The sequence below is a fragment of the Methylobacterium sp. Leaf118 genome (assembly GCF_920984675.1).
Taxonomy (GTDB): Bacteria; Pseudomonadota; Alphaproteobacteria; order Rhizobiales; family Beijerinckiaceae; genus Methylobacterium.
Map to the genome: position 1 here is coordinate 24835 of NZ_CAKLBV010000024.1, position 22114 is coordinate 46948.

The following is a 22114-nucleotide window of genomic DNA, read 5'->3' on the forward strand; positions in this document are numbered from 1 at the left end:
CCGGCATACCCGGTCATGGTGTCGGCGCCGCCTTTGCCGTCGAGGACGTTGGCGCCGTCGTTGCCGCGCAGTGCCTGAGCGAACGCGTTGCCGGTGAGGTTGATAGCAGTCGTGCCCGCAGCCTTCGTCGTGGCCAGGGTCTCGATCGCCTGTCCGGCCGCCAGGGTGTAGCTGACGCTCGCCTTGACGGTGTCGGTGCCGCCGTTGGCTGCCTCGAGGACGACGTCCCCGCCGTTGTCGACGAGGTAGGTGTCGTTGCCGGCATACCCGGTCATGGTGTCGGCGCCGCCTTTGCCGTCGAGGACGTTGGCGCCGTCGTTGCCGCGCAGTGCCTGGGCGAACGCGTTGCCGGTGAGGTTGATAGCAGTCGTGCCCGCGGCATTCGTCGTGGTCAGGATTTCGATTTCCTGTCCGGCCGCCAGGGCATAGCTGACGCTCGTCTTGACGGTATCCCGCCCGGCGCCCTTAGCCTCGAAGGCAAGGTCTCCGGATTGATCGACGATGTAGGTATCGTTGCCAGCGAGCCCGTGCATCCGGTCCGCGCCCTTGAGGCCATTGATGGTGTTGTCTCCGAAGCTTCCCGTGAGTGTATCGCCGAAGTTGCTACCTTCGAGGTTCTCGATACTCCGAAGGCGATCCTTGCCGAAGCCGGTTACCTGCCAGTCCTGCAGATCGAGGGAGACGGTTACACCAACGGTCGCAGAGACGTAGCTCGCCGTGTCGATGCCCGCCCCGCCGTCCATGCGATCGTCGCCACCACCGCCGTCGAGCCAATCGTTGCCGGTGCCACCGACCATGATGTCGTCACCGCCCTTGCCGTGAAGCTTGTCGTAGCCGTCGCCGGCTTGGCCGTAGATGGAGTAATCAATCGAACCTCCGCCACCTCGGAGCGTGTCATTGCCGCCGCTGCCAATGACCGTGTCATTGCCGGCCCGGCCTTCCAGCGTGTGAGGGGCGGTGAAGCCCGGCCATTGCTCAAAGGTGTCAGGGATGTTGGGATCGGCTTTGATGGTGCTATCCTTCGTTCCGTCGACATCCTTCACATGCTGACCGCTCGTCAGCTGCTTCAGCATGTCGACAGCTGTTTCTAAATAATTCAAATTAGCCTTCTTGTATATATTGTCCTCAAGATATGACCGTTCCATCTCCGCAAGAACCGGAAATTTTATAGGATCACCAAAGGGGAGATCTATCTGGGTCACTTGGAATTTGTCGAAAAATTTATGCAGCAATTCCTTATTAATAACCTTGCAGTTGACATTAACGATATACCCATCAGCGTCTTGATATGAACTTTCTGGCTCAAAGGCCCTAGCGATATCAATCAATCCAGCTACAATATCAGGCACATACGCATAAGCGGTGCCGCTTATCTGGTTGCCATTGCCGTCGACCAGCCAAGCCTTGACGGATGCATCTGAGTAGTCGAAGCTCTGCTTATACTCGGCTTTTAAAACGACAAATTCATTTAATTGTGCCCTATAATCTGCAATCGAACCTTCCAAGACAGTGATGGCGTTTAAAAGCTCACCTTTTACTTCACCAGAAGTTGCCCCGTCGCTCGTTTCTCTAATGACGTTCACTCGGGTTGTGAAAGCTGCCAGCAGCGACGGGATGACGAGGGCGACATCTGCTTTCTCGTTTTCAGCAAAAATCTCGGCCTTCGTCAGCGCATCCGCCGAGTCCTTTATAGCGTTGAGTCGAGATACTTCGTCGCCTTGAAGCTTGTAATACTCCAAAAATTTCTGTGCGTTCCGAGCGCTGGCCTTGATATTGTCAAGAGCATTATTGTGGATCTCGCTTATAACCTCGTCGTTTGAAGCATTGATTTCATCTATTATAAGTAAACCTTGTGCGTATATGTCGTCGAGCTTGTCATTCATTGAGTTTAGAAGGTCCAAGCTTGGATCCTTCTCGTCTTCAACACCGAATACTGCTAGGAGATCGCTGGGAATTTCAACGCCTGGAATCATGCCGACAAGATTGAGGGCTGTACCAGCGAGCACAAAAGCATCGTTAAAATAACTTATGCCTTTTAATGCTGATTTTACGCCTGAGCCTTCGCCTGGAATTGTAGCTGCCATTGTGCCCCCCTCACGCTTAAAACCTTCACGGAGGAGAAGGCCGATTTTCGAACCGCTGCATAGGGATGAGCGCTACTTACCTGACCGAATCCTTTGACGCAGCGTCTCATCGTATCGCTTTGTGCCCGTGTGTCGCAGGCCTGCCGACCTCGGCCTGGACCCGGCCATGGGGCATCAATCGCGGATCGCATGATCGACGCACCCGGGGCCCGCGCCATCGACAGCCGAGTCCAACGCGAACGGGACGGCGCCGGCGACGTCTCTGGCATGAAACGCTTTTCTGCCCGCTTTTCCCGGGTTTGAAGCGATCGTGGAAGCATGCCGATCGGCATCAGGGTTGCGGTTGTCAGGGGTTGCTTCGGGATGAAGACTTCAGGCTCCAACACTCCGCGCCGTGACGGCGGCAGTGTGTGCGCCATGATCACTCTCGTCACATCGGTTTCTCATGAGCATGGGCCCTCTTGCGGAGCGGCGGACATGCAATGATCGTAGGAGAATTGCGAGAGTGCGGAGCCGGTGTCCGGGATGAAAGGTTTCACTGAGGCATTGCATGAAATCAGAGTCGCTCGACCCCTTGCTACCCGATCGTACCCGTGGCGCGGGAGGCGTGGCGCGCCGGACGGGTCGAGGAGGGGCGAGCCGTCCGGCAGCGCGCGCGTGAGGGCCGGCAGAGAGGACGTGATGGCTCGGGGAGGCGGAACGTCCGTTTGAGGGCAACAGGCCTTCGTCCGATGACCGCCCTCTGCCGACCTCCCCACACACGCGGTGGCGCGGCACCCCTTGACGGCGGGGGGGCGATTGCGGAACCCGCCATTGTCCCGACCCCTCCCCCGGCATAACCCTTCCGCCATGACCCGCGCCCGCTTCCAGACCTTCGACGATCCGAGCCACGCCAAGGGTCCCGAGCGGATCGCGGCGCTCCGTGCGGCGTTGCGCGAGAACGGCGTCGACGGGTTCGTGGTGCCGCGGGCCGACGAGCATCAGTCGGAATACGTGCCGGCCGAGGCCGAGCGGCTCGCCTGGCTCACCGGCTTCACCGGCTCCGCCGGCCTGGCGGTCGTGCTCGCCGAGCGCGCCGCCCTGTTCGTCGACGGGCGCTACACCGTGCAGGGGCCGGCCCAGGTCGACACCGCCACGGTGACGGTGGTGCCCTTGGCCGACACGACCCCGGAGGCATGGCTCGCCGACAACCTGACCGCCGGGCAGACCCTCGCCTACGATCCGTGGCTGCACACGCCGGACGGGGTGGCCCGGTTGGAGCGGGCCGCCGCCAAGGCCGGTGCGCGTCTGCGCGCGGTCGAGACGAACCTCGTCGATGCGGTCTGGGCCGGGCGCCCGCGCCCGGCCGCGGGCCGGGTTGCGGCCCATCCCGAGGCTTTGGCGGGGGAGACGGCGGGCGCCAAGCTCGGGCGCCTGCGCGCCGCGCTCACAGACGGCGGGCTCGACGCGCTCGTGATCTCCGATCCGCACAACCTCGCCTGGGCCTTCAACCTGCGCGGCGCCGACATCGCCCACACGCCGCTGGCGCTCGGCTACGCCCTCGTGCCCGTCGAGGGGCGGGCAGCCCTCTACTTGACCTCGCCCGCGATCGACGCCGATCTGCGCGCCGCCCTCGCGCCCCTCGCCGACGCGCATCCCCGCACGGCCTTCGCGGCGGATCTGGCGGCGCTCTGCGCAGGCGGCGCGCGGGTGCGGCTCGATGCGGCCACGGGCTCGGCGGCGCTCAAGGCGCTGGTGGAGGCGGCCGGCGGTCGCGCCGAGGTCGGGCCCGATCCGCTCACCGCCATGAAGGCGATCAAGAACCGGGCCGAGATCGCGGGCGCGCGGGCCGCCCACCGCCGCGACGGAGGCGCGGTGACCCGCTTCCTCGCCTGGCTCGACCGGACGGGGCCGGTGTACGAGATCGAGGCCGTGGAGGCTTTGGAGGCGGCGCGAACGGAAGGCGGCGACGTGCGGGACGTGTCGTTCCCGACCATCGCCGGCTCGGGCCCGAACGGCGCCATCGTCCATTACCGCGTCACCCGCGCCACCGACCGGCGGGCCGAGCCCGGCGAGCTGTTCCTGATCGATTCCGGCGCCCAATACGCCGACGGCACCACCGACATCACCCGCACGGTCGCCGTCGGCGAGCCCGCGCCCGAGATGCGCGAGCGCTTCACCCGCGTCCTCAAAGGGCACATCGCCATCGCCCGGACGGTCTTCCCCGAGGGCACGACGGGGGGGCAGATCGACGCCCTGGCCCGCCTCAGCCTGTGGGAGGCGGGGCTCGACTACGATCACGGCACCGGGCACGGCGTCGGCAGCTTCCTCTCGGTCCATGAGGGACCGCAGCGCATCGCCAAGGTCGGCCCCGTCGCGCTCAAGCCCGGCATGATCCTCTCGAACGAGCCGGGCTATTACAAACCCGGCGCCTACGGCATCCGCATCGAGAACCTCATCCTCGTCGAGGAGCGGGCGGTTCCGGGGGCCGAGCGCCCGATGCTCGGCTTCGAGACGCTGACGCTCGCCCCGATCGACCGGCGGCTGATCGTCCCCGCGCTTCTGGGCGAGGCCGACACCGCGTGGCTCGATGCCTATCACGCGCGGGTGCGCGCGGCCCTCGCCCCCGATCTCGAAGGCGAGACCCTGGCCTGGCTGGAGCAGGCGACGCGGCCGATCGCCGGGGCGGCGGCGTGAGCGGGCGCCCCGCGATCTTGTTCGTCTGCCTCGGCAACATCTGTCGCTCGCCGCTGGCGGAGGCCGCGTTCCGGCTCGCGGCGGAGCGGGCCGGGCTCGACGTCGCGGTCGATTCCGCCGGCACCGGGTCCTGGCATGTGGGCGAGCCGCCGGACCCGCGGGCGGTCGCGGTGGCCCGCGCCCACGGCCTCGACATCGCGGACTATCGCGGCCGGCAGGTGGAGCCGGCCGATTTTGCCCGGTTCGACCACGTCGTCGCCCTCGACCACGCCAACCTGTCGCGGTTGCGCGCCCTGCGTCCCGAGGGCGCGCAGGCGCGGCTGAGCCTGCTCCTCGACCACGTGCCGGGGCGGGCGGGCGAGGCGGTGGCCGACCCCTATTACGGGGGACCGGAGGGCTTCGACACGACCTGGGCCGACGTGACGAGCGGGGCCCGGGCGCTCGTCCGCCGGATCGCGGAGGGCGGGTGAGCCCCGAGGCGCTGGCGCGCCGTGGCGCCGCGCTCCTGGGCGGCGACCTCGCGAGCGCCCGGCGGCTTCCCGGCGGCGATCTGTCGGTCTGCCTTCTCATCCGCCTCGCCGACGGACGGGAGGCGGTGGTGAAGTCCGGTCCTGACCCGCGCGCCGAGGCCGCGATGCTGGCGGCGATCGCGGCGACCGGCGCTCCGGCCCCGGCAATGCTCGCCTGCGACGCGGCGGTGCTCGCCCTCGAAGTCCTGCCCGACACGGGCGCGGCCGCGGGGGCGGCGGCCGATCTCGGCCGGGCCGTGGCCCGTCTCCATGCCGCGACGGCCGAGCGCTACGGCTGGCCCACGGACTATGCCTTCGGCTCGGTCATCATCGAGAATGCCGGGAGCGACGATTGGCCGGCCTTCTGGGGCGAGCGGCGCCTGCTCTGCCATGCCGGCCACCTGCCCAGGGCGCTGATGCGGCGCCTCGAACGTCTCGCCGCGGATCTCGGGAGCCGCCTTCCGGCGCGGCCCCGGCCCGCCTTGCTCCACGGTGACCTGTGGGGCGGAAACGTGCTCACGGCCGGCGCGCGGGTTGCGGGCCTGATCGATCCGGCCTGCTATCACGGCCATGCCGAGGTCGATCTCGCCATGCTCTCCCTGTTCGGCCGGCCGGGGCCCGGCTTCCGCGAGGCCTATGGCGGTTCGGAGCCCGGAGAGGCGGAGCGCGCCCCGATCTACACGCTATGGCCGGCCCTGGTGCATCTGCGCCTGTTCGGCACCGGCTATCAGGGGCTCGTCGAGGGGCTCTTGGACGAGGCGGGGGTCTGAGGCCGGTCCCAGCCGACGCGTTCGGTGCGGCCCCCCCCGCGGGAGGTTCTCGGATGGGGCCCGCACGGGAGCCCGAGTCCGAGGCCGGCGGCGCTCAGCGCGGCCGGAACGCCGCCGCGAGCGCGTCCGAGACGTCCTTCAACGTCGCGATGCGGGCGGCCGCGTCGGAGCCGATATGGGGATCGCGCTCCACGCACGGATCGGCGTAGGTGAACGGCGTGTCCTTCGCCCCCTCGACGATCGCGCCGTCCGCCGCCTCGTGGAGCGAACAGGCACGCACGGTCTGCGCCCCCTTGGCCACGGTCGGCTTCGCCGGCCCGATGGGATTGTCGAACACGTGCTGCGCCTCAGGGAACACCGTCAGGCTGACATCGGCCCCGGCTGCCTTCAGCCGCTCGGTATAGGCGGCGCAGGCCGCAGCCGGATTGTAGTCGTCGCCGCTGCCCCCGAAGATCCGGATCGGCCGAGCGACGGGCGCGGTGTCGTCGCGAAAGCGGATCGAGCAGTCCGGGTAGACCGGCAGGTAGATCGCTGGCGTGATCCCGGAGCGGTTCCAAGCCGTGTCGAAGCGCTTGAGGCTGGCGTAGAGCGCTGCCTGCCCGCCGCGCGAGAACCCCATCACGGCGACCCGCGCCGGATCGATCCGGGGATGCTTGGCCAGCACGCCGAGCGCCCGGTAGATGTCGAGGATCAGGTTGGTGCGGGACAACAGGCTCTGATCGGTGTTGACGACGGTCAGGCCGCGGCCGGTGAAGCCGTCGAGGGCGAAGGTCGCGAGGCCGCGCGCGGTGAGCGCCCGCTGCCAGAACTCGATATTGCCGCCGATGCCGCCGGAGCCGTGCATCAGGATCACGGCCGGCAGGCGCTCCGTCCCCGCCTTCGGGATGCGCAGCACGCCGGTGACGGTGACCGGCTTCGCCCCCTCGGACGTGCCGGTCAGGAACTGCCGATCGGTCAGCGTCAGGCTCTCGAAGGCATGGGCCTCGACCCGCGCGGCGTAGCTGCCGAGATCGGCGACGCCGTCCTGCGAGGGCTCGGCGGCCGCGGCAGACAGACCGCACGCCATCAGGCCGGCCGCCAGGAACAGGATGGATCGCCGCATGGAAGGAGCCTCTCAAGTCGAGGCATCATAATGCAGGGTCCTGATCCCTGTCGCGGCCGGGCGGAGCCGAACCCGTGTCGCGATCGATCAAATGTTAGGCGTTTCCAGGCCCGCCGCCGTCCTGCCGCGTCGCGACGCTTCCGGGCCGCAACGGCGTGTCGCGAGACCCGTCACACCGCGTCCGGTCCCCGTGTCGACCCGGTCCGCCGGAGTCCGTCCCGGCATCCGGACGGGGCCGCCCGCTACTCCGCGGGGGTGGCCAGCGGGGCCCCGGCGCGGGGCTCGAACCGGCCCTCGCCCACGGGCGCCATGGCGACCCGGCGGTCGTGGTGCTTGTGCAGGGTCGAGCGGTGGCCGATCGAGACGATGGTCGTGCCGGGCAGGGTGTCGCGCAGCATGCGGTAGATCGAGGCCTCGCTGTCCTCGTCGAGGGCCGCCGTCGCCTCGTCGAGGAACAGCCAGTCGGGCTGGGCCAGGATGGCCCGGGCGATGGCCAGCCGTTGCTGCTCGCCGCCCGACAGGCGCCGCTCCCAGGCATCGACCTCGTCGAGCCGCTCGACGAGGTCGGGCAGTTGCGCGGCGATCAGCGCGTCGCGGATCGCCGTGTCCGAGAACTGGTCGGTGGTGTTGGGATAGACCACCGCGCCCCGCAGGGTGCCGAGCGGGATGTAGGGCCGCTGCGGCAGCACCAGGGCGGATTGTCCGGCCGGCACGTCGATCCGGCCCTTGCCGAAGGGCCAGATCCCCGCGATCGCCCGGAACAGGGTCGACTTGCCCGAGCCCGAGGGGCCGGTGATCAGGGTCGCGCCGCCCTTCGGCAGGGTCAGCGCCGCCGCCTGCACGATCGCGCGCCCATCGGGGAGGGCGAGCGTCAGGTCGCGGCCGGTGACATCGCGGGCGGTGTCGTTGCCCTGGGCGAGCCCGTAGCCCGCGCCGGCGAGGGCCTCGGCCTTGGTCATGGCCCGCTTGAACGAGCCGAGACGGATGGTGTTGGCCTTGTAGGCCGCCAGCGTCGTGTAGGCGGTGATGAAGAACGAGAGCGAGTTCTGGACGTTACTGAAGGCGTTGGCGGTCTGCTGCAGCGTACCGAGCGTGATCTTCTTGGCGAAGAACGACGGCGCGGCGATCACCAGCGGGAAAATCGTGCTCGCCTGCCGGTAGCTGAAGGTGAAGGCGATCAGTTTGATGCGCCGGTAGATGATGCCGATGTAGTTGTCGACGATGGCGTGGAACAGGCCCGACAGCCGCGAGGCCTCGGCCCGCTCGCCGCGCAGGAGCGCGATCTGCTCCGAGTAGATGCGGTTGCGGGCCAGGGCGAAGCGGAAATCCGCCTCGACCTGCTCCTGCCGGAAATCGAGGCCGATGAGCGGCTTGCCGATGATGTGGGTGAGCCAGGTGCCGACCACCGCATAGACGATCACCAGCCAGACGAGGAAGCCCGGGATCACCGTGTCGGTGAAGGGCAGCACGAAGTCGCGCGACAGCGTCCACAGGATGACGATGAAGGAGACGAGCTGCGCCGCCTGGGACAGGAGCCGGATCGACAGGCTCGCGGTCTGCTGGATGAAGGCGTTGACGTCGGCCTGGATGCGCTGGTCGGGGTTGTCCGCCTCCTCGTCGGTGAAGGGGATGCGGTAATGCGTGCCCTGACCGAGCCAGCGCTCGTACAGGTTGTGGGTGAGCCACGTGCGCCAGCGGACCTGCAGGGCGGAATCGACGTAGAGGTCGAACATCCCGATCACGATGTTGAGGAGCGCGAGCGGAATGAAGATCCACAGGATCTGATACCAGAACGCCGGGGCGTCGAGCGCCTGCAGGGAGTTGTACATGTCTCGGTAGAAGAAGTTGAACCCGAGCGTGAGCGCCACGTCGGCGAAGTTCACGAAGATCGACAGCCCGACGAGGTTGCGGCCGATCTCGCCTTCCGTGCGGCCGAACCAGCGGAACAGGCCGATCTCCTTCGTCGGGGCGTCGCGGTTGGCGAAGTAGGGATCGGCGATCAGGGTGATGTCGCGGATCGGCGTCCAGTAGGAGATGCCCAGCACGATCGCGGCGAAGACCACGGCGCCGGTCGCCGCGAAATCGGGCGGCAGGAGCGCCGCGATCACGCCGGGCAGCGCCCCGAGCGCGGCCAGGGTCTTGGCCCCGGCGAGCAGCAGGTAGCCGAGCCCGTAGACCGAGACGAAGATCTTCAGATAGGCCGAGAGGTCCCGCGAGGCGACGAGGATGCCCGCCATCGCAAAGCCGGCGAGCGAGACGTAGAGCGGAGGGCTCGGCAGTCCCGGCATCGCGAGGAGCACGAGCGCCACGAGCGCCGTGAGCCCCGCCTGAAGGCCGAGCCCGCTCTTGAATGCGGCCACGCGGACGTCTCCTTCTCGCTGTGCCGGCCTGGCCCCTTGGGCGGGGCGCGGGACTGTCCCGGCCGGGGACATCGCCGAATTCCGCCGCCCTGGCTATCCGTCTTGGCCAGATCGTGGCGCGGGGGCGTCCCTGTCACGTGAATTTTCGGTCATGTCCGGTTGCCTCGGGGGAAGCCTCCCGGAGGTCGGTTCCGGGACGATTCTCTAAGTTTCTGCAGGTCATCGGCTTTTTTCGTGGGCCTGCCTTCCCGGCCCGGTCTGATGCGCGCGGCGCCGCACCCGCACGACGGGGGCGAGGTGCGACACCGTGGACCGGGCGCGGGCGGCCGTTTCGCCGCCCCCGTCAGGGCGGGGGCGACGCCGAAGCGATCCGTCACGGGGGGGCCGCGTGGTCAACGGAGGGCGCCCGTCCGGGAAATCGTTCCCCCGGCGGCTTGTCCCCTCGCGATCAGGGACGGGGCGGGCGCCGCCGCGCCGGGAGGGCGGCCCTCAATCCACGTTCCAGTTCCAGTCGCCGTAATCGGGCTCGCGGCAGCGGTAGCCGATCGGGCATTGCGGATTGTCGCGGGTCGGCACGAAGCGCAGCTCCGCGATTTCGGTGAACTCGCAGAAGCTGCGGTCGCGCACGAAGCGCTCGGGCGTGCGCCCGCCGATGCCGAGGGTGACCGAGCCCTCCGCCTTCACGATCCCCATCGCCTCGGCACAGGTCAGCCGGACGGTCGGCGTGCGCGGCTGCGCGACCGCCGGCAGGGGCGTCAGGATGGTGCCGAGGATCGCGAGGGCGACGGGCTTCATCACGCGGGATACGAGCGACGGCCGGAGGGCGGCCGCCAAGCTTGACCATGGCAGGTTCCACGAGTGGCGGGAAGAGGTTGCCCCGCGCAATCGCGGGACGAGCACGGGCATCGACCTTGCGAGGGGCGAGCGAGGCGATGGAAAAGTCAGGGGGAGTGTGGCAAGCCGTGGTCCGGGCGGTTGCCGTGCCTCTGCCGCAATCGCACCGTCTACCGGGGATGCCGGGCCACGATGGGCCCACTCTCACGCACCGCGACGGTCTCTTCGTGAAGGCCGCGCGCTCCTGTAATGGGACAGACGAGCCATGTCGGGCCTCTCGATCCTCAACGTCGATGCCGTGCGCGCCGCGCCGGTCTCGCGCGACCCCTATACCTACTTCCTCGGCAACGGCGTCCTCAACGAATCGGCCATCGAGGAGATCCGCCAGGACTTCCCGGCCATCGCCAAGCCCGGCTACCTCACCGTGGACGAGGTGGCGCTGAAGGGCCGCTTCAAGGCGCTCATCGACGAACTGGAGAGCGACGAGTTCTCACGGCTCCTCGGCGACAAGTTCGGCATCGACCTCGTATCGTGCCCGCGCCTCACCACCATCATGAAGAAGAGCCAGCCGAAATACGGCTCGATCCACACCGACGGCCCGTCCAAGGTGATGACGCTGCTCGTCTACATGAACGACGCCTGGGACGCCCCCGCCGCCGGCCGGCTGCGGGTGCTCTACGACGGCAAGAACTACGAGCCCTTCGCCGTCGAGGTGCCGCCGACCATGGGCACGATGTTCGCCTTCCTGCGCGCCGACAATTCCTGGCACGGCCACGAGCCGTTCGAGGGCGAGCGCCGCGTCGTGCAGGTCGCCTGGGTCAAGGACGCGAACGAGCTGGAGCGCAAGAAGAAGCGCAACCGCACCGCCCAGTTCCTGAAGGGCATCTTCGGGCGCTGAGGGCGACGGTGATGACGCAGGGCGCGAGCGGGATCGCCGATCCGGAGACGGAGATCCTTTCCGAGGAGGGGCCGACGCGCCCGGTTTCCCGGCGGCTCCTCGCCATTCCCGTCGTGCTGGCCGCGGGCTGGGGCGCGCTGTTCTCCTACACCCTCCTGGCCCTGACCGATGACGGCCGCGAGGCGGCGTCCGGCCCGGCCCGCTACGCGGCGGCCGATGGCGGCATCGACGTGCCGGAACTGCGCCTGCCCGAGCCCGAGCGCCTGCCGTCCCCGCAGGCGCGCCTCGTGCCGGTGGCCGCCGTCTCCCCCGCCCCCGAGAGCTTCGCGCCGGCCGAGCCGCCGCGGCCCGCCGCGCCGGTTCTGGAGCGGGCAGCCTATGTCGGGGTCTGGGGGCCCTCCCCGGTCGCCTGCGGCCAGCGTCAGCGCCGCCGCGGCTTCCTGCCCGCGACCATCTCCGAGGAAGGCGCCCGGGCCGGCCGCACCCTCTGCCGCTTCCGCAACCATCGCCGCGACGGCGCCGCCTGGACCATGGCGGCCGATTGCAGCGAGCGCGGCCGCCGCTGGACCTCGCAGGTGCGCCTCGTGGTCGATCAGGACCGGCTGACATGGTCGAGCCCGAAGGGGCTGGCCAACTATGTCCGGTGCGGTCGCAAGGCGGGCTGATCAGCCCTCCCCCGCCGTCCCGAACCGCAGCGGCAGCGCGCCCGCGCGGAACACCACCCGCTCCGGCACCAGCCGCCACAGCCGCTCGGCGCCCGCGAACGCGCCGATCTCGGGCCCCTCCAGCACCAGCGCGGTCCGGCCGGTGATCTGCAGGAGGTCGCCGGTCGCGACATCCGGCACGGCGATCCCGGCCCGCGGGTTCGCCGCCATGTTGCCGAGCGTGTTGAAGAAGCGGTTGCCCGCATAATCCGGGACCGTGAGGGTCCCGTCCGCCCCGACCCGCACGAAGCCCCGGGCCCCGCCCCGGTGCGAGACATCGACCTGCCGCCCCGCCTCGGTCTCGGCGTAGCTCGCCACGAACAGCGTGTCGGCTCCGGTCACGAGCGCCCGTGCCCGCCCGTCGAGGCGGTCCGAGGCGACCGGGGCCGCGTGGGGGCCGCCGGCTCCCGAATAGTCCGCCGGCCGGGGCTCGATGTAGCGCGGGCAGTTCCCGAAACTCTGCTCCACCGCGATCGCGAAGCCCGCCTCGTCCCTCCGCTGCACGGTGCCGTTCAGGCGGTTGCGGCGGCGGGTGGCGAGTTCGATGCCGAGGAGCCCGACCGCCGCCCCGTCGGCGAGCCCGGCCTCCGCCGGATCGCCGGGCTCACGGGGCGCCCTGACCGCCAGATGGTACGGGTCGGGGGCATGGAGGAAGCCGGGCGGCCCGGCCCTCAGGGTCGCCCAGGGGGCGCCGGTGTCGTCGACCGTGCCGAGCACCACGAAGGGCAGCAGGGGAAAGAACGCCGCGTGCTGCGCGATCAGGTGGCCGCGGATCACCCGCGGGCCGATCTCCGCCATGCGGGCGGCGGCGCCGACCGCTGCCTGAAGGGCGATCTCGCCCCGGTGCCAGGGGATCGTCTCCATGGATGCCTCCTCTTGGGGTCAGGCCGCGCGGAGCCCGGCGGGGCTCTTCGGGAAGGGCAGGAAGCCCGGCAGCGCCTCGACCCGGGCGAGCCATGCGCGAATGCCCGGATAGGGGGCGAGATCGACGTTCCCCTCGGGCGCGGCGGCGACGTAGCTGTAGAGCGCCACGTCCGCGAGGGTCGGGTGCCCGGCGGCGAGCCAGTCGCGGGCGGCGAGTTCGCCCTCGACGAGGGTCAGGATCGCGTGCGCCCGGGCGATGACCTCCTCGGGCCGGAAGGCGGCCCCGAAGACGGTGACGAGGCGCGCGGCGGCCGGGCCGAAGGCGATGGGGCCGGCGGCGACGGAGAGCCAGCGCTGCACCCGGGCGGCGCCCTCCGGGTCCTCGGGCAGCCAGTCGGTGCGGCCGAGCTTTCGCGCGACATAGACCAGGATGGCGTTGGAATCCGGGATCACCGTGCCGTCGTCGTCGAGGACGGGCACCTGCCCGAACGGGTTGAGCGTGAGGAAGGCCGGCGACTTGTGCTCGCCGCCGGGCAGGTCGACCGGCACGGTCTCGTAGGGGACGCCGACCAGCGACAGGAACAGGCGAGCCCGGTGGGCGTGGCCGGACAGGGGCAGATCGTAGAGCTTCACGGGTCTCTCTCCTCGAAAGGGCGCCATGTCGGAGCCGATGCCGCTATGGAAGCCGTTTCACTTCACGGAGAGAACCGGCATTGTGAGGAAGCGGCTGTTGCGCGAAGCGGAATGATCGGAGGCGTCGCGATGGATCGCTGGCAGGGGATGCGCGTGTTCGTGCGGGTGGCCGAGAGCGGCGGCTTCGCGGGCGCCGCGAGGGCGCTCCACATGAGCCCTCCGGCCGTGACCCGCGCGGTCGCGGCCCTGGAGGCCGCGATCGGCACGCGGCTCCTCACCCGCACCACCCGCACGGTGCGGCTCACCGAGGCCGGCGCCCGCTATCTGGAGGATTGCCGCCGCATCCTCGCGGAGATCGAGGAGGCGGAGGCCGCCGCCGCCGGCGCCACGGCGCGCCCGACCGGCACCCTGACGGTGACGGCCCCGGTGCAGTTCGGCCGTCTCTACGTGCTGCCGGTGATCGCGGAGTTCCTCGACCATTACCCCGAGATGGCGGCCCGGGCCCTGTTCCTCGACCGGGTCATCAACCTCGTCGAGGACGGTGCCGATGTGGGGGTGCGGATCGGGGCTCTGCCGGATTCTGGCCTCTCGGCAATCCGGGTCGGGAGCGTGCGCTCCGTGGTCTGCGCCGCACCCGCCTATCTGAAGCGGCACGGCCACCCGCAGGTGCCCGGCGACCTGACGGGCCACGCGGTCATCGGCCGGTCGGACCATGCGGCGGCGTGGCGTTTCGGCCCGGGGCGCGACGCCGCCGTCCCGGTGCGGCCCCGGCTGACCTGCAACACCATCGACGGGGCGCTGGCCGCCGCCCTCGACGGACGCGGCATCGTCCGGCTGCTGTCCTATCAGGTCGCCCCGGCACTCGCGGAGGGGCGGCTGACCCGCCTGCTCCCGGAGCACGAGGGGTCGCCGATGCCGGTCCACGTGGTGAGCCCGGAGGGCCGCCGGGCGCCGGCCAAGGTCCGGGCCTTCATCGACCTGGCCGTGGCGCGGCTGCGGGCCGACCGGCGAGTCAACCCGGAGGCCGATGGACCGAAGGGCCCTCCCCCGCCGAGCCGGCGGGAGAGAGCCTGACTCCTGAGAAAAATCAGTCCTTGAGGTCGGCCGGGACCTTGCCGCCGTTCTCTTCCAGTTTCTTGATGACCTGCTTGTGCAGCCAGACGTTCATGGAGGCGGAATCGTTCTTGTCGCCCGAATAGTGCAGCTCGTCGGCCAATTGCTGGCGGGCGTGCAGGCTCGAATCGAGGTCGAGCAGCTTCATCAGATCGACGATGGAGGTGCGCCAGTTCAGCTTCTGCCCGTTCTTGGAGGCGAGGTCGTTCAGCACCGCCTCGACATCGACCTGACCGCCGGAGGCCGCGCCGCCGCTCGTCGGGGTGGAGGCGGGGGCGCTGCCGCCGGAGGAGGGCTGCGCCTCGGTCGAGGCGGGCTTTTCGGCGGGGGCGGCCTTGGCCTCCGACGAGCCGAAGGGATTGAGGATCTTGCTGACGATGCTGCCGAGAAGACTCATGGCGATCGTGTCCTGTCGTCTGTCCGCGGCCGAGATGCCGCACCGGTCTCGTTAACGGTAGGGGCCAGCGCCCGTTCCGTCGAAGCGCGCCGGAGTGCGGAATGTCGCCGCTGTGGCAGGATTGCCTCATCCCCGGCCCCGGGCCGCCGGAGACAAGAAGCGCCTCCCGTGACCGGCCGGCGGGAAAGGGCGTTCCCCACTGCGCGGCTCTGCGGAGAAGCGTGCCGGGTCCCAGCCTCGCAAGGCCCGCCGCCCCGGCGCCGCCGCGCCGCGTCCCGGTGATTGGAAGATCGCGCCGCCTGTGCGATGGGGCGGGGCCCGTCCTCCGGAGCCCGTCCCGATGCGCATTCTGATCAAGGCCTTCGCCGCCCTCGCGGGGCTCGCGGCTCTCGCCGCCCCCGCTCTGGCCCAGACCGTGCCGGTACGCATCGGCGTGATCCCGGTGATCGGCGCGGCCCCGGTCTTCGTCGCCAACGGCGAGGGGTGGCTCAAGGAGGCCGGGCTCGCGCCCGCCTTCACCACCTTCGAGTCGGGTCCGAACATGATCCAGGCGCTCGCCTCCGGCACCATCGACGTCTACGTCGCCGGCATCGCGCCGCTGGCCGTCGCCCGCACCAAGGGCATCGACGTGCGGGTCGTGGCCGCCACCGCCATCGAGGAGATGGTGTTCGTGGCCTCCCCCAAGCTCGCCCCCTACTTCGAGGGCGGAGCGAGCAAGGCGGAGGCCTTCAAGGCGTTCAAGGCCAAGGAAGGCCGCGCGGCGCGGCTCGCCACCCAGCCGCCGGGCTCGGTGCCCAACACCACCCTCCAGCACTGGCTCTGGCAGGTCGCCAAGGCCGAGAAATCCGATGTCGAGATCATCGCCATGGGCATCGACGCGACCCAGCAGGCGCTGCTCGCCGGCGCCGTCGACGGCGCCTCGATCCGCGAGCCGGCGCTCACCATCGTCCAGGGCCGCAATCCCAAGATCACGCTGATCGCCACCGGGGCTGAGATGTTCCCCGACCAGCCCGGCACGGTGGTGGCCGTCTACGGCAAGTTCGCCGACGCCAACCCGGCTGCGGTCAAGGGGCTCGTCGCGGCGCTCGTCAAGGCGACCGACCTTCTCAAGAAGGATCCGGCCCGGGCCGCCCCGCCGGTTGAGGCCGCCCTCGGCAAGGGCATCACCGATGTCGCCACGATCCAGAAGGCCCTCTCCTCGCCGGCGGCGAAGTTCGTCGCCGACCCGCGCACGATCATCGAGGCGACGAAGAAGATGCAGGCCTATCAGGTCTCCATCGGCACCCTCGACAAGGAGGCGCCGACCGACGGCCTGTTCGATGCCAAGCCCTTCGACAAGGTCAAGAAGCCCTGATCACCCCTCCATGATCAACACGCCATGATCGCCCAGCCATGACTGCCCTCCGCTCGGCCGCGCTCGCGGCCGTGGGGCTCGCCGCCTTCCTCGGTGTCTGGGAGGCGGCGCCCCGGCTCGACCTCGTCAACCCGGCCTTCCTGCCGCCGCCCTCCTCGATCCCCGCGGCCTTCGCCCGGGAGATCGCGGGCGGGGCGTGGCCGCGGGCGGTCGCCGAGAGCCTGAGCCACTACGTCGTCGGGCTCGGGGTCGGCTCGGCCGCCGGCATCGCGCTCGGGTTGGCCTCGGGCATGTTCCGCTGGTTCGAGAGCCTGACCGCCTGGATCGTGCGGCTGCTGCGCCCGATCCCGGGGCTCGCCTGGGTGCCCTTCGCGATCATCTGGTTCGGCGTGCAGCCCTCGGCCGCCGTGTTCATCATCGCCATCGGCGTGTTCTGGATCGTGTTCTTCGCGACCCAAGGGGCGGTGCGCGGGGTCGACCGCGACCTGATCGAGGTGGCCCAGGCCTTCGGCTTCCGCTCGCCCTTCGCGCGGCTCACGAAAATCCTGCTACCGGCTGCGACCCCCGGCATCCTGGTGGGCCTGCGCACCGCCCTCGGCCAGGCCTGGATGGCGGTGGTCGCCGCCGAGATCTTCGGCGTGCCCGGCATCGGCGCCCGGATGATGCAGGCCTCCTCGCTCCTCTCTACCGACATCGTCGTGGTCTACATGCTCACCATGGCCGCCCTCTACGGCCTGTTCGACACCGGCTTCGTCGCCCTCCAGGGCTGGCTGCTGCGGTGGCGGGCGTGAACGATCCCATAAGCGATCCCATGAGCGAGAGCGCGATCATCGCCATCGAGGGCCTGTCGCTCGCCTACGAGCGCGACGGGCGGCGCACGGAGATCCTCTCCGCCCTCGACCTCACGGTGCCGCGGGGCCAGTTCCTCGTCATCGTCGGCGAGTCGGGGGTCGGCAAGTCAACGCTTTTGCGGGTGCTGATCGATCTGGCCCGGCCCAGCACCGGCCGCGTCCGCCTCGATACGGCGCCGGGCACGCGCACGCCGATGGCCCTGGTGTTCCAGGACGCGCGGCTGCTGCCCTGGCGGCGGGTGATCGACAACGTCGCCTTCGGCCTGGAACGCCACGGCCTGCCCAAGGCCGAGCGGCGCGAACGCGCCGCCGCGATGCTCAAGCTCGTGGGCCTCGCCGACCTCGGCGGGCGCTGGCCGCACCAGCTCTCGGGCGGGCAGCGCCAGCGCGTCGCCATCGCCCGGGCGCTCGCGGTCGAGCCCGAGGTGCTCCTGATGGACGAGCCGTTCTCGGCGCTCGACAGCTTCACCCGCGAGGGCCTTCAGGACGAGATCCAGCGGATCAAGGCCCAGACCGGCAAGACCGTGCTGTTCGTGACCCACGACATCGACGAGGCGGTCTACCTCGCCGACCGGGTCGTGGTGCTGGCCGGCAGCCCCGGCCGGGTCGCCGCGGACGTGACGATCGACCTGCCCCGCCCGCGCCAGCGGCGGGACGCCGCCCTGGTCGAGGCCGCCCGCCACCTGCGGGGCGAGCTGTCGCGACGCTCGTCGGATCTGTGACGGGGCGGAACACCGCCCCTGCGGCCGGGGTTCGCTGCCCGCGGCGTGAAACTTGACGGCAGCGTCCGGCGCGGCAGAACCACCTTGGCCCGCGCCGGGCTGGCCTCTGGGAGAGCATCGGGATGGGATTTTTTCAGGACGCCCTCCTCCGCCTGAACCGGGTGGTGATGTCCTATGCGGGCGACGCCGCCTTCATGCAGGCGGCGGTCTCGGCCGCCGCCAACGTGATCGTGGCCGACAGCGACACCGACGAGGAGGAGATCGAGGCGGCTCTCGTCAGCATGCGGGCCAACCCCATCCTCGAGAAATCCTACGACACGTTGGCGCTGGAGAAGGCCCTGTTCGAGGCGCTCGCCCGGGCCGAGCTGCGGGCCGGGCGGCTGGAGAACCTCCAGCAGGTCGCTGCCATCGCCGACCGCCCGATCGAGCATCGCCAGCACGTCTTCCTCATCGCAGCCGATGTCGCCGACCAGGGCGGCATCACCGAACCCGAGCACCGGGTGCTCGACGAGCTCGCCGCGGCGCTCGCCGTCGACAAGGCCACTCTGCTCGGCTGAAGATCCTGTTTGCGCCGTTGACGGCTTGGTCGAGGCAATAATCCCAGATATCCTGGGATAAAATACTTTCGAAGCTCGTGGAAAATTTACGGACATCGTCCGGTATCTTGGATGGGAAAGGTCTGTATGCTGCGCTGATCGTATCGAGTTGAAAGGGTTCCGATGCATTCGACGGTCGGAGACGCATCGTGATCCGATCCTGCCTCGTGGCGGCCGCGCTCGTGGCCGGCAGTCCCGCGGGCTGGGCGCAGACCCTGCCCCAGGCCTCGTCCGCGCTGCCGACAGTGCCGGTCTTCACGCTCTACGACGTCCTCGGCAGGCCCTCGAACTGGACGATCAGCGGAACGCTCCGGCCGCGGGTCGAGGCGCTCGGTGGCCAGTTCCGGCCGAGCCCGTCCTCGCCCAGCAACGCGCTGTTCTCGCTCCAGACCACCCTGTTCGCCGAGTACGATTTCGGGCCGGCGCGGATCGGCGGGGAATTGATCGACGGCCGCGCCTACTTCCAGCGCCGCAACTCCTCCTCCATCGCCACCACGGAGGTGAACGCGCTGGAACTCGGCCAGATCTATCTCGGCCTCGACCTCGACGACGCGGCCGGAGCCGGCACGGTCAGCACGCTGACGCTCGGCCGCTTCACCCAGAACATCGGCTCGCGCCGCCTGGTCGCCCGAAACCAGTTCCGCAACACCATCAACGCCTTCACCGGCGTCGCCTACGATTGGCGGAATGCCGGGGCGGACAGGCTGCGCCTGTTCTACACCCTGCCCCATTACCGGCTGCCCGACGACCGTGCCGGTATCCTGGCCAACGGCATCGTCTGGGACCAGGAGGGCTTCAACCTCCAGTTCTTCGGCGGCCACGCCACCAAGGCGGGCGTGCTCGGCGGCACGCTCGAGGCCTACGGCTTCGGCCTCCTGGAGGAGGATACGGGATCGCAGTTGGAGGGCATCCAGACCCGGAACCGCCGGCTGTTCACGCCGGGTCTCCGGCTGGCCCGGCCGCCGAAGCCCGGTGCCTGGGATCACGACATCGAGGCGATCTACCAGACCGGCCAGGCCCGCGAGACGAGCGCCTTCGCCGACGTGACCGATCTGCCGGTCTCGGCCTACTTCCTCCACGCCGAAATCGGCTACACTTTCGAGGCCCCGTGGCGCCCGCGCCTGTCGTTGCACTACGACCACGCCAGCGGCGACGGCTCCGACCGCGCCCGCTACGGCCGGTTCGACACCCTGTTCGGCGCCCGTCGCTGGGAATACGGCCCGACCAGCCTCTACGGGCCCGTCCAGCGCGCCAACCTGATCTCGCCGGGGCTGCGGCTCGACATCGCACCGGACCCGTCCTGGGACGCCTCCCTCGAGTATCGGGCGCTCTGGCTGGAGGACCCGACCGACAGCTTCGCCGCCACCGGCGTGCGCGACCGGACCGGCCGCTCGGGCCGCTTCGCGGGCCAGCAGATCGAGGGACGCATCCGCACCTGGCTCGTCCCGCGGGCGGTGCAACTCGAGGCCGGGGGGGCCTACCTCATCAAGGGGGACTTCCTGCGGAACGCGCCGAACGCGCCCGACACCGGCGACACGATCTACGGCTACCTCTCGACCACGATCTTCTTCTGAGGGGGCGCCGCCTGCGCCCGACCGATCCCCTACCGGTCCCTTGCCGGGCGGCGTATGATCGCCGCCCGGCAGGAGGGGGGACGATGTACAAGGTGATGGGAACGGATCCGGGCGGCCGCGCGATGACCTTCGCCTGCGGCACCGACGAGCAGGCCCTGGAGAAGACCTGGGAACTCGCCCGGCGCGGCTTTCGCGATATCGCGGTCGCCGATCCGAGCGGGCGCCAGTTGAGCGCGAGCGCCTTCGAGCGCTCGCTCGATCTCGACTACGAGTGAGCCGGCGGCCGGTGGCTCAGGCCACCCGCTTCTTCTGGTAATCCTTCACGTCGGTGAAGCGGATCTTGTCCCAGCGCTCCTCCTCGTAGCGGAGCGAGAAGGCGGTGGTCGCCATGAAGACCGGCGCCCCGTCGAGGTCGCTCGCCATCGCCGAGCCATGGGCGTTCACGAACTTGTCGATCTCCGCCTCGGAGTCCGATTCGATCCAGCGGCAGACCGAGAAGCGGCTCGTCTCGAAGTCGATCGGCAGGCCGTACTCGGCCTGGAGACGCTCCTTGAGCACGTCAAGCTGAAGCGCGCCGACCACGCCGACGATGGCCGGCGAGCCGTCCTGCGGCACGAAGACCTGCACGACGCCTTCCTCGCCCATTTGCTGAAGGGCTTCCCGGAGCTTCTTGGCCTTCATCGCGTCGGTGAGCTTGATCCGGCGCATGATCTCGGGGGCGAAGCTCGGCACCCCGCGGAAGACGAGATCCTCGCCCTCGGTCAGCGTGTCGCCGATGCGCAGCGTGCCGTGGTTGGGGATGCCGACCACGTCGCCGGCAAAGGCTTCGTCGGCGATGGCCCGGTCCTGGGCGAAGAAGAACTGGGGTGCCGAAAGCGACATCGGCTTGCCCGTGCGCACGAGCTTGGCCTTCATGCCGCGCCGGAGCTGGCCCGAGCAGACGCGCATGAAGGCGATGCGGTCGCGGTGGTTCGGATCCATGTTCGCCTGAATCTTGAACACGAAGCCCGTCATCTTCGGCTCGGTCGGCTCGACCGCGCGCTTGTCGGCCTCTTGGCCCCGCGGCGGCGGGGCGAAGCGGGCGAGCCCGTCGATGAGGTCGCGCACGCCGAAATTCCGGAGGGCCGAGCCGAAGAAGACCGGCGTCAGGTGTCCCTCGCGGAAGGCCGCGAGATCGAAGGTCTTGAGCCCGCCCTCGGCCAGTTCCACCTCCTCGCGCCACGCATCGGCGGCGCCGTCCTCCGTCAGCAGCGTGTCGAACAGCGGGTCGGCGAAACCCGAGACGGGGATCGTGCCCGCGTCGTCCGCGGCGTCGAGCCGGCGCACCCGGTTGCCGCCGAGTTCGTAGGTGCCGGCGAAGGTGCGTCCGAGCCCGATCGGCCACGTGACCGGGGCCACGTCGAGCGCGAGCGTCTTCTCGATCTCGTCGAGGGTCTCGAACGGGTCGCGGGCCTCGCGGTCGAGCTTGTTCACGAAGGTGACGATCGGGATGTCCCGCAGCCGGCACACCTCGAACAGTTTTCGCGTGCGGGCCTCGATGCCCTTGGCGGCGTCGATCACCATGACCGCGGAATCGACCGCGGTCAGGGTGCGATACGTATCTTCCGAAAAGTCCTCGTGGCCCGGCGTGTCGAGGAGGTTGAAGACGCAATCGCCGTACTCGAAGGTCATCACCGAGGTGACGACCGAGATGCCGCGCTCCTTCTCGATGCCCATCCAGTCGGAGCGGGTCGAGACGCGGTTGCGCTTGGCCTTGACCTCGCCCGCGAGCTGGATCGCGCCGCCGAACAGCAGCAGCTTCTCGGTCAGCGTGGTCTTGCCGGCGTCCGGGTGCGAGATGATCGCGAAGGTGCGCCGCCGCGCGACCGGGTCGGCGTTCGGGTCGGCGGCCTTGGGGTCGGCAGGCTTGGGGTCGGCAGGCTTGGGGTCGGTCTGCATCAGCATGGCGGGCACCGGCCGCCGGGCTTTGCCGGGCGGTCGCTCGTCTCGGGTTGTTCGGGCGTGGCCTGCTCTCTACGCGCTCCGGCGGCCGCACGCAAAGCCGGGGGTGAGGGCCGCCCGGGCGCGATCGCG

The 22114-nt window shown here is 69.7% G+C and carries 19 protein-coding genes and 1 pseudogene; 12 read left to right on the top strand and 8 right to left on the bottom strand.

The window, feature by feature from the left end; genetic code table 11:
• Positions 1 to 2084: pseudogene (locus LW587_RS12255) on the bottom strand (hypothetical protein); the annotation flags it as partial.
• A gap of 849 nt (positions 2085 to 2933) precedes the next feature.
• Between LW587_RS12255 and LW587_RS12260 the strand changes: the two are divergent.
• From LW587_RS12260 to LW587_RS12270, 3 genes are read left to right on the top strand one after another with little or no spacing between them, the layout of a single operon-like run.
• On the top strand, positions 2934 to 4760 hold the full coding sequence (locus tag LW587_RS12260; protein ID WP_232629881.1) for an aminopeptidase P family protein: 1827 nt from the start codon (positions 2934 to 2936) through the stop codon (positions 4758 to 4760).
• Positions 4757 to 5230: a low molecular weight protein-tyrosine-phosphatase gene (locus LW587_RS12265; RefSeq protein ID WP_232629882.1), complete on the top strand. Its 474-nt coding sequence runs from the start codon at positions 4757 to 4759 to the stop codon at positions 5228 to 5230. Before LW587_RS12260 ends, LW587_RS12265 begins: the two co-directional genes overlap by 4 nt.
• On the top strand, positions 5227 to 6039 hold the full coding sequence (locus LW587_RS12270) for a fructosamine kinase family protein (protein WP_232629883.1): 813 nt from the start codon (positions 5227 to 5229) through the stop codon (positions 6037 to 6039). The genes LW587_RS12265 and LW587_RS12270 overlap by 4 nt, the downstream gene beginning before the upstream one ends.
• Positions 6040 to 6133: 94 nt before the next feature.
• On the opposite strand, the gene LW587_RS12275 is transcribed toward LW587_RS12270, so the two are convergent.
• The 3 genes from LW587_RS12275 to LW587_RS12285 form a co-directional block, all read right to left on the bottom strand.
• Positions 6134 to 7141 (bottom strand): dienelactone hydrolase family protein, encoded by a 1008-nt coding sequence (locus LW587_RS12275; RefSeq protein ID WP_232629884.1) that lies wholly within the window; start codon positions 7139 to 7141, stop codon positions 6134 to 6136.
• 242 nt (positions 7142 to 7383) lie between these two features.
• Positions 7384 to 9501, bottom strand: a complete 2118-nt coding sequence (locus LW587_RS12280; protein WP_232629885.1) for an ABC transporter ATP-binding protein/permease — start codon at positions 9499 to 9501, stop codon at positions 7384 to 7386.
• A 489-nt stretch (positions 9502 to 9990) separates the two neighbouring features.
• Complete coding sequence (locus tag LW587_RS12285) at positions 9991 to 10296, bottom strand: hypothetical protein (RefSeq protein WP_232629886.1); 306 nt, start codon at positions 10294 to 10296, stop codon at positions 9991 to 9993.
• 304 nt (positions 10297 to 10600) lie between these two features.
• Between LW587_RS12285 and LW587_RS12290 the strand changes: the two genes are divergently transcribed.
• Both LW587_RS12290 and LW587_RS12295 read left to right on the top strand, forming a co-directional pair.
• A complete protein-coding gene (locus LW587_RS12290; protein WP_232629887.1) occupies positions 10601 to 11233 on the top strand; it encodes a 2OG-Fe(II) oxygenase in 633 nt (210 codons plus the stop codon).
• Positions 11234 to 11244: 11 nt separating this feature from the next.
• The gene (locus LW587_RS12295; RefSeq protein WP_232629888.1) at positions 11245 to 11898 is read left to right on the top strand and encodes a hypothetical protein; all 654 of its coding nucleotides are present in this window, start codon (positions 11245 to 11247) and stop codon (positions 11896 to 11898) included.
• Here LW587_RS12295 and LW587_RS12300 read toward each other — a convergent pair whose 3' ends face one another.
• Both LW587_RS12300 and LW587_RS12305 read right to left on the bottom strand, forming a co-directional pair.
• The gene (locus LW587_RS12300) at positions 11899 to 12801 is read right to left on the bottom strand and encodes a pyridoxamine 5'-phosphate oxidase family protein (RefSeq protein ID WP_232629889.1); all 903 of its coding nucleotides are present in this window, start codon (positions 12799 to 12801) and stop codon (positions 11899 to 11901) included. It abuts the gene before it with no gap.
• Positions 12802 to 12819: 18 nt separating this feature from the next.
• Complete coding sequence (locus LW587_RS12305; protein WP_232629890.1) at positions 12820 to 13434, bottom strand: glutathione S-transferase family protein; 615 nt, start codon at positions 13432 to 13434, stop codon at positions 12820 to 12822.
• Positions 13435 to 13563: 129 nt separating this feature from the next.
• On the opposite strand from LW587_RS12305, the gene LW587_RS12310 reads away from it, so the two are divergent.
• The gene (locus LW587_RS12310) at positions 13564 to 14508 is read left to right on the top strand and encodes a LysR family transcriptional regulator (RefSeq protein WP_232629891.1); all 945 of its coding nucleotides are present in this window, start codon (positions 13564 to 13566) and stop codon (positions 14506 to 14508) included.
• Positions 14509 to 14521: 13 nt separating this feature from the next.
• Here the strand turns inward: LW587_RS12310 and LW587_RS12315 are convergent, their stop codons facing one another.
• The gene (locus LW587_RS12315; RefSeq protein WP_232629892.1) at positions 14522 to 14944 is read right to left on the bottom strand and encodes a DUF3597 domain-containing protein; all 423 of its coding nucleotides are present in this window, start codon (positions 14942 to 14944) and stop codon (positions 14522 to 14524) included.
• Between the two features lie 340 nt (positions 14945 to 15284).
• Between LW587_RS12315 and LW587_RS12320 the strand changes: the two genes are divergently transcribed.
• The 6 genes from LW587_RS12320 (at position 15285) to LW587_RS12345 (ending at position 20316) form a co-directional block, all read left to right on the top strand.
• Positions 15285 to 16298 (top strand): ABC transporter substrate-binding protein, encoded by a 1014-nt coding sequence (locus tag LW587_RS12320; RefSeq protein WP_232629893.1) that lies wholly within the window; start codon positions 15285 to 15287, stop codon positions 16296 to 16298.
• 38 nt (positions 16299 to 16336) lie between these two features.
• Positions 16337 to 17089, top strand: coding sequence for an ABC transporter permease (locus tag LW587_RS12325; RefSeq protein WP_232629894.1), 753 nt, complete (start codon positions 16337 to 16339; stop codon positions 17087 to 17089).
• 20 nt (positions 17090 to 17109) lie between these two features.
• A complete protein-coding gene (locus tag LW587_RS12330) occupies positions 17110 to 17871 on the top strand; it encodes an ABC transporter ATP-binding protein (RefSeq protein ID WP_232629895.1) in 762 nt (253 codons plus the stop codon).
• 122 nt (positions 17872 to 17993) lie between these two features.
• A complete protein-coding gene (locus LW587_RS12335; RefSeq protein ID WP_232629896.1) occupies positions 17994 to 18428 on the top strand; it encodes a tellurite resistance TerB family protein in 435 nt (144 codons plus the stop codon).
• Between the two features lie 188 nt (positions 18429 to 18616).
• Complete coding sequence (locus tag LW587_RS12340; RefSeq protein WP_442919141.1) at positions 18617 to 20041, top strand: alginate export family protein; 1425 nt, start codon at positions 18617 to 18619, stop codon at positions 20039 to 20041.
• Positions 20042 to 20124: 83 nt separating this feature from the next.
• The gene (locus LW587_RS12345; RefSeq protein ID WP_232629897.1) at positions 20125 to 20316 is read left to right on the top strand and encodes a hypothetical protein; all 192 of its coding nucleotides are present in this window, start codon (positions 20125 to 20127) and stop codon (positions 20314 to 20316) included.
• Positions 20317 to 20332: 16 nt separating this feature from the next.
• On the opposite strand, the gene LW587_RS12350 is transcribed toward LW587_RS12345, so the two are convergent.
• The gene (locus LW587_RS12350; RefSeq protein WP_232629898.1) at positions 20333 to 21985 is read right to left on the bottom strand and encodes a peptide chain release factor 3; all 1653 of its coding nucleotides are present in this window, start codon (positions 21983 to 21985) and stop codon (positions 20333 to 20335) included.
• Positions 21986 to 22114: the final 129 nt, after the last annotated feature.